Source organism: Chryseobacterium viscerum, assembly GCF_025949665.1.
Lineage (GTDB): Bacteria > Bacteroidota > Bacteroidia > Flavobacteriales > Weeksellaceae > Chryseobacterium > Chryseobacterium viscerum_A.
This window is the reverse complement of record NZ_JAPDFT010000002.1, coordinates 330,650-347,777: the sequence shown is the minus strand read 5'-3', so window position 1 is coordinate 347,777 and position 17,128 is coordinate 330,650. Positions and strand designations below refer to the sequence as shown.

Below are 17,128 nucleotides of genomic sequence, written 5' to 3'. Positions count from 1 at the left end.
ATTTTGACTCTATTAAATTATTGAAACGTAAATTTCTGAAACCAATCATGCGGAATTGGAATAAAATAAATCGGAAATATATTTTTACATTGATATTATTTTATCATTTTTACAAAGATTTGTACTACGTCCTATATTATTAACCCTTTTTTCAAAACTGCCTGCATGAGTGAATTAGAAAATATTCTGAGAGAAATAACTCCACTATCTCCTGAGGACAGTTTTCTTGTGTTTGACAGGATCAAGGCTTCATTTGACTTTCCGTATCACTATCATCCGGAAATTGAAATCAACTTTATCTACAAAGGAAAAGGATACCGCAGAATGGTTGGAGATCACACCGGAGAAATAGGAAACATTGAATTGGTTTTGGTAGGACCCAATTTACCACATTGCTGGGCCAATTACAGATGCAAAAACAGGAAAACCCACGAAATCACAATACAATTTAACCAGGATTTCTTTCAACAGTCACTGATGGAGAAAAATATTCTGAAACCCATTAACAATATGATGAAAGACTCCATCAGAGGAATACTTTTTTCTTCCGAAACTGCCGAGAAACTAAAAGATTCGTTTCTCAATTTATCAAAAATGAACAGTTTTGAATCTTTCATAGAAATTATGAAGATTCTGAATGAGCTGGCAGTTGCAGAAAATAAAACGCTTTTGTCATCATATAGCATTGAACTTGAAACCTTTGCTGATAATGATAAAATGAAAGTTGTACATGATTTTGTACACAAAAATTTTGAAAATAAGATAACCCTGGATAAAGTAGCTTCATTGGTGAATATGAGCAATGTTACATTCAACAGATTTATCAAAAAAAGAACTGGGAAAACATTTATTAACTATCTGAATGAAATAAGAATCAGCTATGCAGCACGCTGGCTGATGGAAAAAAACCTTACCGTTTTTGAAATCGCTTTTGAAGCAGGGTTTAATAATATTGCCAACTTCAATAAAGTATTTAAGTCTATCAAAAAGACAACTCCTACTGAATTTAAAGAGCAATTTAAAGGAGTGAAAAAAATTGAATAACACGCTTTTAAAATTCGCTTTCTATGCATGATTAATTCAAAAAAAAAATAAAAAACCGGGTATTTATATCCGGTTTTTTCGATAAAAAAGTAAGATAAATCCTCTTTTTTTGATAGAATTTAAACAGGTGTATTTTGTTGATATTTAAAGGTTTAATCGGGTTTAAATAAAATTGCTGAAAAAATAATATCGTTTTATGATAAAATAGTATTATATCAGACTGGTTACAAAATTTAGATTTGTGAATGTGAATTAAATCTTAACAAAACTTTAAATAATTTAATACATAAACGGCAAAATTTTGTTGAAAAAACAATAATTTTTTTTGTATTGAAAAATAAAGCAATGTAATTGATTCTCAATTAAATCTAACGAATCTATACCTTATGAGAAAAGCAGTTATACCCGTTCTGTTTGTTTTTTCACTTACTGCGAATGCACAGGAGAAAAAATCAGCCGACACTACGAAGACAAACACTATTGAGGAGGTCGTAGTCACCTCTTTGGGGATAAAAAGGCAGGCCCGCTCTTTGACGTATTCCAGTCAGCAGATTGGCGGGGATGAGCTTACAGAAGTGAAGACTCCCAATCTATTAAATTCGATCAATGGAAAAGTTTCCAACGTACAGATCAACAGAACCAATGGTGTAGGTAGCTCCGTAAGGGTGATCATGAGAGGGAATAAGTCTGTAAACAATGCTCAACCACTGTATGTAATTGATGGAATTCCTATTATCAATGGAACAGGAAAATCTGCAGATATCGGACAGTATTCCAATATGCCGGATCCGGGAGATGTACTGAGCTCCATCAATCCTGATGATATTGAAAGCATCAACTTCCTGAAAGGAGCTTCTGCTTCTGCACTGTATGGTTCTGCCGGAGGGAATGGTGCTATTTTGATTACGACTAAAAAAGGGCGTGCAGGGAAAAGCTCAATTACTTACAGCTCAAGCCTTACAGTAGACAGAGCGTATAGCCTTCCAAAACTGCAGCATAGTTATCTGTCTTATGACCCTTCTGTATCAGGATCACAACCTGGACAGGCAGTAGACAGCTGGGGAGCAAGAGGATCTTCAAAGGATTATCTTAAAGACTTTCTTCAGACAGGAACGACATGGGTAAATAGTCTTTCTTTCCAGTCAGGAAATGAGAGGTCAACAAGTTATTTCTCTATCGGAAATACTACCAACAAAGGAGTGGTTCCCATGTCATATTTTGATCAGTACAATGTTTCTTTCAGAAATTCAAGTAAGTTTTTGGATGATAAACTGACATTAGATGCCAACTTCATCGGGTCACTACAGGAAAGTAAGAACAGACAGACTCCGGGAGCATCTTTTTCTCCTTTGACGAGTTTGTACTGGTTGCCAAGAGGCGTAGATTTTGACCAATATGGAGAGAATAATTACTCTTATCTGGATAAAACGAGATTTTTGCCGGCTCAAAACTGGTGGGAAGTAAATCCTGACGGAAGCTTCAAAGGAAATCCGGTGACACAGAATCCTTATTGGATCTTAAACAGAAACCCTGTGACAGTAAGTAACAAAAATACATACGGAGCCCTTTCCTTATCTTACCAGATCAATCCTTGGTTAACAGCAAGAGTAAGAGGGAACTACAGCTGGAATATTTCAGACAGCCAGCGTGATATTGCAGCTTTCTCAGCACCTAGCTTACTAGCCAACGGTACTAATGGAAGAATGCTTAAAAATACATACGAAAATTCTTCTACTTACGGAGATGTTCTATTAATTGGTAGTCCTAAAATAAGTGAATCTATTTCATTAGATTTTACCGTAGGAGGAAGTATCAATACTACCAGAAATAAAATAGGACAAATTGATAATGCTTATCTGGCCAATCCAAATCTTTTCACTTTGAATAACCTTCAGTGGAATGTAAACAGAGCGCCTGGAGATGGATATCATAATACCTATACAAATATGAAAAAACAGGTACAGTCTGTTTTTGCAAGTGCTTCCGTAGGGTATAAAAATATGTTCTATGTAGACATGACTTTCAGAAACGACTGGGATTCTACTTTAGCATTAACAGGGAGAACCGGGTTTGATTATGAATCTGTAGGAGCAAACGCAATATTGTCTTCTATTTTCAAACTTCCGGAAGTGATTAATTTCTGGAAAGTAAGAGGATCTTATGCAACGGTTGGTTTGGGGTTACCTACCAATATTACCAATGCAATGGTTGAATATAACAAAGGGTATGTTTATGGAGTAGATGCAGGAACCATTGTATATCCTAAGAGTTCTTTTGCTACCGGAGCAGGTTTTGAGGCATTGCTTCCAAAGCCGGAACTTAACAAAACATTTGAAGCCGGAACTGAGTTGAGAATGTTGGGGAACAAATTAAATTTTGATATTACTTATTATAACTCCAATACGAGCAACCAATTACTGGAAACAACAATTCCTTCCTATTTAGGAGGATTAGCTCCAGGATCATACTACATCAACGCAGGAAAAATCAGAAATACAGGTTTTGAATCTTCACTATCCTACAAGATTTTTGATTCGTCAAAGTTCGGATGGACGGCTACTTTGAATGCATCGGCAAATAAAAACAAGATTGTTGAATTATTACCAACAAGTATCAATGTTTCCAAAGACCTGACTTTTTCACTAACAGGTGGTGGTGATTATACAAGATTAAAATTAGGAGGTTCTTTTGGAGACCTTTATGGAATCAAATTTAAAAGAGATGATCAGGGCCGTATTCTTGTGAATGAAAAAGGTGTTCCTTTGGCAGAGAGTACTCCTTCTTATTTGGGTAATCCGAACCCTAAATTTATCATGGGATTCAATAACTCCTTTACTATTGGTAAACTGGGAATCTCTTTCCTTATTGATGGTAAATTCGGAGGTAAAGTATTATCGCTTACAGAAAAAGCCAATGATTTATATGGAGTAAGCCAAACCACTGCTGATGCAAGAGATGCCGGAGGTGTATCTATTCCACATGCAGTGTACGCACCAGGAACTCCAAACGCAGGACAGACTTATACAGGATTGACGAATGCAAAAGATTATTATAAAGCAGTAGGAACAACAGAAGGATTCGGGAAAGGAGTTGATGAAGCGTATTTATATAGTGCTACAACAATCCGTTTACGTCAGGCATCTGTTTCATATATGTTTGATGTCAACTCAAAATATCTGAAAAATGCAACAGTAAGCTTAGTAGGAACCAACTTGTTTTTCTTCTATAAGAAAGCACCGTTTGATCCGGAGCAGGTATCAGGAAATACACCTGGTGGGGTAGGAGTAGATTCTTTCGGTCTACCGGTTACCAGATCTATCGGATTATCTTTAAAAGCTAACTTCTAACTTTTACAATTAAGACAATGAAAATCAATACTATTAAAACATTGGTGTTTGGAGCTGCAGTACTGTTTTCTGCTTCGGGATGTACCAATGACTTTGACCAATATAATCAGGAAAAATTAGGTGGGCCTGAAAATTTTTATGCAGATTTTATTGCTGTTGTGAACCCTATGAAATCTATCCAGAGAGGGCTGCAGGCAGATTATCAGCTGTATCCTAACCTGAGTGCAGATATGTACAGCGGAATGTTCAGTACAGCCACACCATTTAACGGAGGGGTAAATAACCTTACTTACTCGATGATGGATGGATGGAATAACAGAATTATTGCCAGACAACAAGATATTTTCAATTATTCTATTATTATTGATAATGCTGCTAAGGGGAACTATCCGGGGGTAGATTTTACCGGAACACTTGCTGTGAAAAAGATTCTGAAAGTCATTACAGCAGCAAGAGTTTCAGACAGCCACGGCCCTGTAGTTTACAGCAAATATGAAAAACCAAACCCTAACGGAGTTACGGATTTTGACTCTCAACAGGAGGCTTACAATTATTTTATTGCTGATCTTACTGCAGCCATTACAGATTTACAGAAAGTAATTGCCATGTCAGCAACACAGAATGTTGAAGATAAAACTTCACTGAAAAGTGCAGACTTAGTGTATGGAGGAAATATGGCTCAATGGGCAAAATTTGCCAATTCACTAAAGCTGAGACTAGCCATGAGAATGAGCTATGCTGATCCGGCGAAATCTAAACAATATGCAGAAGAGGCACTGGCTTCAACAGCAGGATTGATTACGGATAATGCGGACAATGCATTGATCAGCGTAGGACAGTCAGAATTAAGCTTTATTATTTATTCATGGGGAGACTGTTTAATAGGAGCTCCTTTGATGGCTTATATGAATGGATATAATGATCCAAGACTTTCAGCATATGCTATTCCGGCATCAGATGCTAGCCTACAAGGAAAATATATAGGAGTACGCCAGGGAATTGATTTATTAAATGGTAAATCAACTTACGGAGGATTCTCTCAGCCACAGGCAAAATCTGCCAGCGGAGATTATTTTTCCGGTACTGATGGTAAAATGAAATTATTCACTGCCGCAGAAACATGGTTCCTGAAAGCAGAAGCTGCCTTGAGAGGTTATGCCGGAGCAGGTGATATTCAAGCCAACTATACTACCGGAGTTCAGCAGTCTTTTGGAGAATGGGGGAAAAGTGCGAGCGTTGCAACCTACCTTGCGGATAACACTTCTACAGAAGCACCTTATGTAGATCCGAAAAATGCAGACAATAACATCGGTTTGGGACATCCTCAGCTAAGTACCATTACCATTGCATGGAATAACGGGGATACCAACGAAAGAAAATTAGAAAGAATCATTACCCAAAAATGGCTTTCTCTTTATCCAAACGGACCGGAAGCATGGGCTGAGCAGAGAAGAACAGGATATCCGATTCTTTTCAAAGTAAGAAAAAATGACAGTGGTGGAGCCATCAGTACAGAAGCAATGATCAGAAGAATTCCTTTCACTATTGATACTAAAACGTCATTATACAATTACCAGCAGGCTGCTCAAATGCTGAACGGGCCTGACACCGGAGGTACAAAACTTTGGTGGGATAAGAAATAAAAAATATTCAGAATCACTCATTAATAAAGAGACATCTCAACATCAGATTTTTATTTGATACATTCATTGAGGCGGGAGAATAGAGTAGAATCTCCAAAAAATTTATAGTTTCGTTTTTTTAGCCTGAATGAATTGTTGAGATGTTCTCTTTTATTTAGAATCTTATTTTTAAATATGGGAAAAAACAACTCCGGAACCCGTCGGATTCAGCCAATTCTTTGGATTTCCACATTATATTTTGCAATGGGTGTTCCCTTTGTAACCATTAATGCGGTTTCAGGAATCATGTATAAAGATATGGGTGTTTCGGATGCACAGATTACATTCTGGACAGCCCTTGTGATGTTCTCCTGGACATTAAAGCCACTTTGGAGCCCGTTCCTGGAGATTTATAAAACCAAAAAATTCTTTGTTGTTTTTACTCAGTTTGCGATAGGAATTCTGTTTGCATTAGTAGCTTTAAGCCTGCCAATGCATGATTTTTTCAAATACAGTATTGCACTTTTTGCAGTAGTGGCATTTTGTGGAGCTACTCATGATGTGGTAGCGGACGGAACATATATTGGCTTTCTGACCAATAAAGAGCAGGCAAAATATATTGGCTGGCAGGGTGCATTTTACAATCTTGCCAAGATTATCAGCAGTGGAGCACTGGTTTATTTCGCTGGTGTTTTAGAAAAAACAAAAGGCGTTACGCATGCCTGGATGATCATTATGGTGATCTATGCATTACTGTTTTTTGTATTGGCTATTTATCATTATTTCATTCTGCCAAAAGAAAACAAAGAAGAGCAGAAAGATGGGAAAACTGCAGGAAATGTTCGTGAAGAACTGTTGGAAGTTATTACTTCTTTCTTCACCAAAAAGAAAATTCTGTGGTGTATTCTATTCATTATTCTATACCGTTTTGCAGAAGGATTTGCCATCAAAATTGCACCTTTATTTTTTAAAGCTTCAAGAACTTCAGGAGGCTTGGGATTATCTACTTCTGATATCGGACTTATTTATGGAACATATGGTTCTGCAGCATTTATTCTAGGTTCTGTACTGGCAGGGTATTTCATCTCAGCCCGCGGATTGAAAAGGTCTTTGATATGGCTGTGCTGTGCATTCAATATTCCATTTGTGGTATATGCATTACTGGCTTATTATCAGCCGGCAGACCTTTTACCGGTAGGAATTGCCGTGGTAGTGGAATATTTCGGATACGGATTTGGCTTTGTAGGGTTGATGCTCTACATGATGCAGCAGATAGCTCCCGGAAAACACAAAACGGCCCATTATGCATTTGCAACAGGAATTATGAATCTTGGTGTAATGATTCCAGGTATGTTCAGCGGAATGATCAGTGACTGGGTTGGGTACAAAATATTCTTTATCTGGGTATTGATTGCTACCATTCCTGCATTTTTAGCTACCCTATTCGTTCCTTTTCCTCATCCGGAAAATCAGAAAGAACAACAAATCAACTCATAATAATTAAAAATAAAAAGTAAAAAATACTTTATGACAGCTCAATCAGTAATGATCCCTTGGCAGGATCGCCCGGAAGGTTGCAATGATATCATGTGGAGGTTTTCCGAAAACCCGATCATTAACAGATACGCGATACCAACATCCAACAGTATATTCAACAGTGCGGTGATCCCTTTTGAAGATGGATTTGCAGGAGTTTTCCGTTGTGATAACAAGGCCGTACAGATGAATATTTTTGCTGGTTTCAGTAAAGATGGAATCAATTGGGATATCAACCATGACCCTATTGAAATGCAGGCAGGAAATACGGATATGATTGAATCCGATTACAAATATGATCCCCGCGTAACCTTCATAGAAGACCGCTACTGGATCACATGGTGCAACGGGTACAATGGTCCTACCATCGGAATTGGATATACTTTTGATTTTAAAGAATTTTTTCAGTGCGAAAATGCCTTTCTTCCATTCAACAGAAACGGAGTTTTGTTCCCTGAAAAAATCAATGGTAAATATGCCATGTTGAGCCGTCCGAGTGATAACGGACATACGCCTTTCGGTGATATTTATATCAGCTACAGCCCTGATATGAAATACTGGGGAGAGCATCGTTGTGTGATGAAAGTAACTCCTTTCGAAGACAGTGCATGGCAGTGCACGAAAATCGGCGGAGGGCCGGTTCCTATCAAAACTGAAGAAGGATGGCTGCTTTTCTATCATGGAGTGATCAATACCTGCAGAGGATTCAGATATTCAATGGGAGCAGCTTTGCTTGATCTTGAAGACCCTACAAAAGTATTGTACAGAACGAAGCCTTACCTGTTGGCTCCGGCTGAATTGTATGAACTGACAGGAGATGTACCAAATGTGGTTTTCCCTTGCGCAGCATTGACTGAAGGGGACAAAGTAACAGTATATTATGGTGCTGCTGATACCGTGGTTGCTATTGCCTTTGGATATATCTCAGAAATTATTGATTTTATGAAAAAGAATTCAATTTAATACAGTAATATAAAGTTTAGGAAAATAGGTTAATCATCTTAATTTTCCCTTTTACTGGGAATTTTATAATGGTTTTCCTATTTTTAAACCAACTTTTAAACAAAAAAATCTCCGATACCTCTCTTATCATGAAAAAAGAACTGTTAATCTGCTTTTTTACCACCCTGATGTCTGTAGCCAGTGCCCAGCAAAATAAAAATGATGTTTTATCCTGGGTAGACCCTTTCATAGGAACAGGAGGACATGGGCATACGTTTCCGGGGGCAACTACGCCATTCGGGATGATACAACTGAGCCCGGATCAGAATACGAAAAGCGGTGACTGGGACTGGTGTTCCGGATATCACTACAGCAGCAAAACGATCATGGGATTCAGTCATAACCACTTGAGTGGAACAGGATGGGCAGACCTTGGAGATATTTTGGTAATGCCTACTGTAGGACAGGTAAAAATGGTGCCGGGATCTGAAGATAATCCTGAGACAGGCTACCGTTCAAAATTCACGCATGATAAAGAAATAGCGTCTCCGGGATATTATTCAGTAATGCTGGACAGCTATGGAATTAAAGCAGAGCTTACCGCTTCCCCAAGAGTCGGATTTCATAAATATACTTTCCCGAAAAGTAGTGAAGCCAATATCATTATTGATCCTACTAATAAAATCTTCGGAAATATCTATCATACTTTAGTGAGTGTAGAAGGCAATAATAAAATCAAAGGTTACTGCTACAGCAACGGCTGGGGAGGTAAACGGTTTGCTTACTTCGTAATGGAGTTTTCCAAACCGTTTAAGTCTTACGGCGTTTATGCTGACGGAAAAATCAAAAATGATGAAAAAATTGCCCTTGCCAAAGATGCTAAAGCTTTTGTAAGATTCTCAACAGAAGATCAGGAAAGCATTGAAGTTAAAGTATCTTTATCTCCGGTGAGTACAGAAAACGCACAGGAAAATTTTGATACAGAAGCAACAAATGTAGACTTTGCAAAAGCAAAAGAAACCGCTCAAAAGACATGGAGAGATCTGATCGGCAGATTTCAGGTGACAGGAGGAACCGACAGCCAGAGAAAAATTTTCTACACGGGGGTTTACCATACCTTCATTGCACCCAACCTATATATGGATGTTAATGGAGACTATGTTGCCGCTCAGGAAAACATGAATACAAAATGGTTCACCAACTACAGCACCTATTCTTACTGGGATGGATTCAGAGCAACACACCCGCTGTTGACGATTATGGATCAGAAACATACGAAAGAATTTGCCAACTCTCTGATCAGCAGATATACCGATCGTAAAGATCATATGCCAATCTGGGAGCTTTGCGGATATGATAATTTCTGTATGTTAGGATATCACAGTGCTTCGGTAATCTGGGATGCTATTTCAAAAGGAGTTCCTGGTATTGATGCTGAAAAAGCATTTGCTGCGATGAAAGATGCTTCTTTAACGGATAAAATGAGCAGCAGCGATGGTGGTGGCGGTCTTAATGATTATATTAAATTAGGCTACACTCCATCAGAAAACGGAGCTTCTGTTTCTGCTACACTGGAATATTCCTATGATGACTGGTGTATTCAACAGCTTGCTGAAAAATTAGGTAAAAAAGAAGAATCAGAGGTATATAAAAAACGTTCTATGAACTTCCTGAATACCTTCAATAAAGAAAATAATCACTTCTGGCCAAGACAGAAAGACGGAAAATTCTTAGCAGATTTTACCCTTAATGATTGGAAGAAACTGCAGCCACACTGGGTTTCCGGAAACATCTGGGCATATGATTTCTTTGTTCCTCATCAGATTGACGAAATGATGAATCTGTACGGAGGGAAAAAAGGATTTGAAGTAAAATTGGATAAAACTTTTACAGAAGCGCTTCATATGGAAGGAGAGCAGCACGTAGATATCTCAGGATTCATCGGATCTTTAGGATTCGGGGATGAACCGGGGCATCATGTTCCATACCTGTATAATTATGCAGGAAGTCCTTACAAGACTCAGAAAATGGTGAAATTTATCCGCGACAATATGTATGCTGCAAAACCTGATGGAATTGTAAACAACGAAGACTGCGGTCAAATGTCAGCGTGGTATATTTTCTCATCATTAGGATTCTATCCTGTGACACCTGGGAAACCTGTTTATGCCATCGGAGCACCACAATTCCCGAAAGCTTCTTTAAAGCTTGAAAACGGAAAAACATTCACCGTAATTGCAGACAAAATATCTGACAAGAATATCTATGTACAGAAAATGTTCCTGAATGGAAAAGAATACAAAAGCTGGGAACTGAACCACAGCGATATCATGAACGGTGGTGAATTGAGATTCGTAATGGGAAGCAAACCTGTAAAATAAGACTAATAAAAATAAACGAAACAAAGTATCAATGGAAAGGAGAAATTTTATTAAAACAAGTGCACTGGCAGGAGCCGGATTGCTGTTTACTCAGAATGTTTTTGCTAAAAATTTAGTGCTGGACGATTTTCCTGTTGTCCGTGTTCCTAAAGATAAAAGACATTTTACCAGCGAATCCGTAGAAAGTGCTATTGCAGCGTTTAAAAAGAAAGTAAAAAACAAAGAGCTGAGCTGGCTTTTTGAAAACTGCTTCCCGAATACACTAGATACTACCGTTTACTATACAGAAACCAGCGGAACACCGGATACCTATGTGATCACTGGGGATATTGATGCCATGTGGCTTCGTGACAGTTCCGCACAGGTTTTTCCTTATCTGCAGTTCTCGAAAAAAGATGAAAAACTGCACAAACTGATCTCAGGAGTAATCCATAAACAAACTACGTTCATTCTGAAAGATCCTTATGCGAATGCTTTCTATAACGATGATCAGAAGATCAGTAAATGGAAAGAATATGATCATACCGATATGAAGCCGGGAACCCATGAAAGAAAATGGGAAATTGACTCTCTTTGCTATCCTATCCGTCTGGCATACCACTTCTGGAAAACTACAGGAGATACCAAACCTTTCGATGCTAACTGGCTGAAAGGAATTAAACTTACCCTGCAGACCTTTACAGAACAGCAGAGAAAACATGATCTTGGACCTTACAAATTCGAGCGTACAACGGCTTGGGCAACAGACGGTGTTCCTATGGGAGGATATGGTTATCCAACGAAACCTGTAGGGCTTATCAGCTCTATGTTCCGTCCAAGTGATGATGCTACCATCTATGGATTCCTGATCCCTTCCAACTTATTTGCGGTAGTAAGCTTACGCCAGGCTGCGGAAATGGTTTCACAAATTAAAAATGAAAAAACGTTGGCTCAACAACTGAACAGCCTTGCTGATGAGGTAGAAGCAGCCATCAAAAAATACGGAATTTACAATCATCCTGAATTTGGAAAAATATATGCTTTTGAGGTGAATGGCTTCGGAAGCTACAACCTGATGGATGATGCGAACTGCCCAAGTTTGTTAGGATTACCTTATCTGGATGCGGTGAAAGCTGATGACCCTGTTTATTTGAATACAAGAAAATTTGTGTGGTCAGAAAACAACCCGTTCTTCTTCAAAGGTAAGCTGGCAGAAGGAATAGGAGGTCCACATATCGGGCTTGACATGATCTGGCCAATGAGTATCATAATGAAAGCACTCACTACCAATGACAAAAGTGAGATCAGATGGTGTATAGATACCTTACAGAAAACGCACGGAGGAACAGGCTTTATGCATGAATCTTTCCATAAAGACGATTCCAAAAAGTTCACCAGAGAATGGTTTGCATGGGCCAACACGTTATTTGGAGAATTACTATGGAAAACCTTTAACGAAAACCCTGAGCTACTGACATAGCACACCCTTTTATATGGTTTTATTCATCCGAGATTCCTTCCCGAAAAAGAAGGTATCAGGGGAATGCTATATAAAATTTACACACCAAAAACACCTTAAAAAAATTATACAATGAAAAAAAAATCCATCTTTACCGCACTGGTTGCCATGATGCTTCAGTCTGGTTCTCTGATTAACGCACAGCAGCTTAATCCTACCGGAATATGCTATGTGGAAGTGAATAACAACAATCTCCTGAATGCAGGAGCGTACAAACTGCAGACATCGAACAGCTATCTGTTTAATGTTGTAAATATTTTTGCGGCCAATATTAATTATGATACCAGCCGTGGAAGAGCTTATCTGTATTCCAATAACAACGTTACCAAAGTTCTTACCAATGCAGATACCTACATAAAGCCGCTTCAGCAGAAAGGAATGAAAGTAGTGTTGACTATTCTGGGAAATCATCAGGGTGCAGGGATCTGTAATTTTCCTACCCGTGAAGCCGCAAAAGACTTTGCATTGCAACTTGCCAATACAGTGAATACCTATGGTCTTGATGGAATTGATTTTGATGATGAATACTCAGAATATGGAAAAAACGGAACAGGCCAGCCTAACGACAGCTCTTTTGTCATGCTTGTTCAGGAGCTGAGAGCATTATTACCCAATAAGATTATTTCATTCTATTATTATGGAGATGCCGCTTCAAGACTTTCCTGGAACGGAGCGAGAGTAGGAGACAACGTCAATTACAGCTGGAACGCAATGTACGGAACATTCTCTGCACCCAATGTACCTCCTCTTACCAAAGCACAAATCTCTCCGGCAGCTGTATGGATGGGAAACACTTCCAATTCTACAACCACTAGCCTTGCTACACAGACCAAAAATGGAGGATACGGAGTATTCATGTGGTATGATTTGCATGGAACGAATGAAACGTCACAACTTTCTGCAGGAACTCAGACATTATACGGAGAGCAGACTGTTTTAAGCGGTACTTTACAGTCGTGGACACAAGGAACCAATTGTGATGCGCCTATCGGGTTGTACACAAGTAATCTTACGGGAACAAGCGCAAAACTGAACTGGTCAGCCGTAGGAACCAACACTTATGATATTGATTACAAACCAGCTTCTTCAACAACATGGACGAATGCTGTGTCTGCAACAAGCTCTACTTCTGTAACAATTTCCGGATTAACAGCCAATACCGAATATGACTGGAGAATCAGAACCAATTGCAGTGTGAAAAGTGCCTATATGTTTGCTCCAAGATTTACAAGCACTTCAGGAACAACGCCTACAGGTTCTTACGCATTATCTCTGGATGGAAGCAGTGAATCTGGAGCAGCCGGAAGCATGAATTTAAGCGGCTCTGCATTATCTTTTGAAGGATGGATCAAACCTTCATCATTCAAATCAGCATCACCATATATTTCCTCGATCATGGGAACAGAAGTAAGCGACAGCAATTCTGCGTTTTTACGATTGGGAGATGCGAGCCTTGCTAATAATAAACTTCAGTTTGTGGTAAGTATTAATAATGTACAGCAAAAACTGGCTTCTGCAACAGCTCTGAATGCCAATACCTGGTATCATGTGGCGGCTACCTATGACGGTGCCAATATGAAAATTTACATCAATGGTGTTCTGGATGCAACTAAAGCACAGACCGGAAGTGTGAATTCAACAGGTGCATTCAACGTAGGATATTTATATAATACATCTAGAAATTTCAATGGTAAAATAGATGAGGTAAGAGTTTGGAAACGCGCCTTGAGCCAGACGGAAATCAGTCAGAATATGTGTAATGTTTCTGTTCCTGCCACTTCACTGGCTGCTTACTGGAAGTTTAATGAAGGAAGTGGTTCTACAGTTCAGGATACTTCCGGAAATGGTGTGACTTTAACGTTAACAGGAGTTGATTCTTCTAATTGGGGAACAGATGTGCCATGTACAACCGGAAGTTCACTATTGGCCAGAACAGCAGGAAATCAAAAGGCAATAAGCGAAGGACAGGGAAGCATTAAAAATCAGATTAAGTTATATCCTAATCCGGTAAGCAAATCTTCATCACTTACAGTTTCTGTTCCGGATGAATACAGCAAAGGAAAATTAACGGTATATGATTTTAATGGAAGAATTGTAGACACAAAATCGCTGAATTCAGGAAACAATCAATATGAATTGAGCAGAATCTCAGCAGGAAACTACATCGTTCAGTTTGAATCTCATGATGGAAGCTTAAAACAATCCGAAAAACTAATTGTAAAATAATAAAACTCAGTCATTGGGCTTCGGCCCAATGATTTTTTCTACTACAAAATTGATATACTATGAGAAAAAAATCCTTTTTTATTCCCTTAATGGCCCTGATGCTCCAGACAGCCCCGCTGCTCAAAGCACAGCAGCTTGATCCTTTGGGAGTCTGCTATGTGGAAGTGAACAACAATAATATGCTGAACGCCGGTTCCTATACTTTGCAGAATACCAACAGACAGCTTTTTGATGTTGCCATTATTTTTGCAGCGAATATCAACTACGATGTTTCTAAGAATCGTGCTTATATCTCAAATAATAATAACGTTACAAAAGTACTGAATGATGTTAACACCTATGTAAAACCTTTACAGCAAAAAGGAATAAAAGTATTACTCGATCTTTTAGGAAATCATCAGGGAGCAGGAATTTCTAATTTTCCTAACCAGGCGGCGGCAAAAGACTTCGCTCTGCAGGTCGCTCACACTGTTTATACCTACGGTCTGGATGGAGTAGACCTTGATGATGAATATGCAGGATACGGAAATAACGGAACAGGACAGCCTAATAACAGCTCTTTTGTCATGCTTCTGCAGGAATTGAAAGCAGCAATGCCGGATAAACTGATTACATTCTATTATTATGGACCTGCTACCACAAGACAAACTTATAATGGAGACTTAGCAGGAAATTATATCAATTACACATGGAATGCTATGTACAGTACATACAACGCACCTGTAGTTCCTCCTCTTAATAAATCCAAAATCTCAGCTGCAGCAACCTGGATACAAAATTCCAATCCAAGCTCAACTTCTGCCACTACACTGGCAAGCTTAGCTACCAGTACAAAAAATGACCAATATGGTGTATTTATGTGGTACGATTTGCCGGGAACTAATGTAGCCAGCTATCTGAGTACAGGTTCCAATATTCTCTATAATGAAAATACACTCTTAAGCGGTCAGTTATATTCATGGTCTCAGGGGCAAACCTGTGATCCGCCATTGGGACTGGATGTTTCTAACGTGACAGGAACTTCAGCTCAGCTGAACTGGACTTCCAACGCTTCACAGTCTTATAATATTGATTATAAACCAGCCAATTCAACGGTATGGACGAATGTGGCTAACAATTATTCAGGAAATAATATTGTCATCAACAACCTTACCCTGAATACCAATTATGATTGGAGAATACAGTCCAACTGTTCTCCTACATTAACAAGTACTTATATTTTTGCACCAAGGTTTAACTCCGGAAGTGGCTGCACTACGCCATCAGGATTAACTTCCGGAAGTTTCCTTGGTAATACAGCCCAGCTATCATGGGATGCAGGAAATGCAGCTTCATATACACTGCAATATAAAACTGCAGCAGCCACAACCTGGTCTGAAATTCCGAATATTACAACCAATTCCTATTCATTACAAAACCTGGTACCTAATACAGGCTATGTATGGAAAGTACAGGCTTCATGTGCGGGAGGAACTACAAGTACCTATTCAGGAGAAGGAACATTCAACAGTGGTTTTGCTCCTGTTACAAGCCCTGGAGCAAGATCCCTTGCCTTCAACGGAAGTACCAATTATCTTAATGCAGGACAATTTAACCTGAGTGGAAACGCAGTAACCTTTGAAGGATGGGTAAAAGTAAATGCTTTCAAAACAGGTTTCCCATATATTTCGTCCGTGATGGGTGTAGAAGTAGGAGATAACAACTCTGCAATGCTTAGATTTGGAGACGGAAACCTGGCGAATAACAAACTTCAGTTTATATTGAGTTTCGGTTCGTCACAGGTAAAATTGAATACGAATACAGCATTCAACACCAATACATGGTATCATATAGCAGCTACTTATGATGGAACAGCCATGAAAATTTATGTGAATGGTAATCTTGATGCAAGTTTTGCAGTAACGGGTAACTTTACAGCAAACGGAATCCTTTATCTGGGAAGAAACTATGACAATTCCCGTACAATTAATGGTTTTCTTGATGAATTCAGAGTCTGGAAAAAAGCATTAACACCACAGGAAATTCTGAGTAACAGCTGTAATGTTCCTGCCAACTCCGCAGGTCTTGAAGCCAACTGGAAAATGGATGAAGGAAGCGGCTTAGGTGCATTAGATGCTACGGCTAACACTCATTTTGCAACCCTGATCAATATGACAGATGCCAACTGGAGAACAGATGTTGCCTGCACTTCTTCTCTTGCAGTAAAAGATATTGAATCTGTAAAAGAGAACAGCGCTGTCTATCCAAACCCTGTTAAAAAAGGAAATGACATTCATTTTGCTATCAGTGACAGCTCAACGAGTGAAGTCGCATTATATGATGCTTCAGGAAAATTGTTCAAAAAACAGAATATTAATCAAAATAATAATGCAGTGAATACACAGGATTTAATCAGTGGTACTTATATTTACAAGATTACATCCGCAAATAGTAAAGTAATATCAACTGGTAAAGTAATTGTGAAGTAAGATTCAGATAATAAAATAGTTGCTAAAATAAGTCTGAAATACAAAGCAGACAGACAGGGGTGTA

At 38.7% G+C, this 17,128-nt stretch carries 9 protein-coding genes; all 9 read left to right on the top strand.

All coding sequences use genetic code 11. The features are described from left to right. Nucleotides 1-165 precede the first annotated feature (165 nt). Nucleotides 166-1,044, top strand: a complete 879-nt coding sequence (locus OL225_RS15665; protein WP_264518869.1) for an AraC family transcriptional regulator — start codon at nt 166-168, stop codon at nt 1,042-1,044. 386 nt (nt 1,045-1,430) lie between these two features. Further along, complete coding sequence (locus OL225_RS15660; RefSeq protein ID WP_264518868.1) at nt 1,431-4,391, top strand: SusC/RagA family TonB-linked outer membrane protein; 2,961 nt, start codon at nt 1,431-1,433, stop codon at nt 4,389-4,391. Between the two features lie 17 nt (nt 4,392-4,408). Next, nucleotides 4,409-6,034, top strand: coding sequence for a SusD/RagB family nutrient-binding outer membrane lipoprotein (locus OL225_RS15655; RefSeq protein ID WP_264518867.1), 1,626 nt, complete (start codon nt 4,409-4,411; stop codon nt 6,032-6,034). Nucleotides 6,035-6,208: 174 nt separating this feature from the next. After that, complete coding sequence (locus OL225_RS15650) at nt 6,209-7,510, top strand: MFS transporter (protein ID WP_264518866.1); 1,302 nt, start codon at nt 6,209-6,211, stop codon at nt 7,508-7,510. A gap of 30 nt (nt 7,511-7,540) precedes the next feature. Next, on the top strand, nt 7,541-8,512 hold the full coding sequence (locus tag OL225_RS15645) for a glycoside hydrolase family 130 protein (RefSeq protein ID WP_047376309.1): 972 nt from the start codon (nt 7,541-7,543) through the stop codon (nt 8,510-8,512). A 128-nt stretch (nt 8,513-8,640) separates the two neighbouring features. Then, complete coding sequence (locus tag OL225_RS15640; protein WP_264518865.1) at nt 8,641-10,872, top strand: GH92 family glycosyl hydrolase; 2,232 nt, start codon at nt 8,641-8,643, stop codon at nt 10,870-10,872. 31 nt (nt 10,873-10,903) lie between these two features. After that, on the top strand, nt 10,904-12,331 hold the full coding sequence (locus OL225_RS15635) for a glycoside hydrolase family 125 protein (RefSeq protein WP_047376312.1): 1,428 nt from the start codon (nt 10,904-10,906) through the stop codon (nt 12,329-12,331). 111 nt (nt 12,332-12,442) lie between these two features. Beyond that, complete coding sequence (locus OL225_RS15630; protein WP_264518864.1) at nt 12,443-14,596, top strand: endo-beta-N-acetylglucosaminidase H; 2,154 nt, start codon at nt 12,443-12,445, stop codon at nt 14,594-14,596. Between the two features lie 59 nt (nt 14,597-14,655). Continuing rightward, entirely contained in the window at nt 14,656-17,064 is a 2,409-nt protein-coding gene (locus OL225_RS15625) for an endo-beta-N-acetylglucosaminidase H (RefSeq protein ID WP_264518863.1), read from the top strand. The last annotated feature ends 64 nt before the right edge of the window (nt 17,065-17,128 follow it).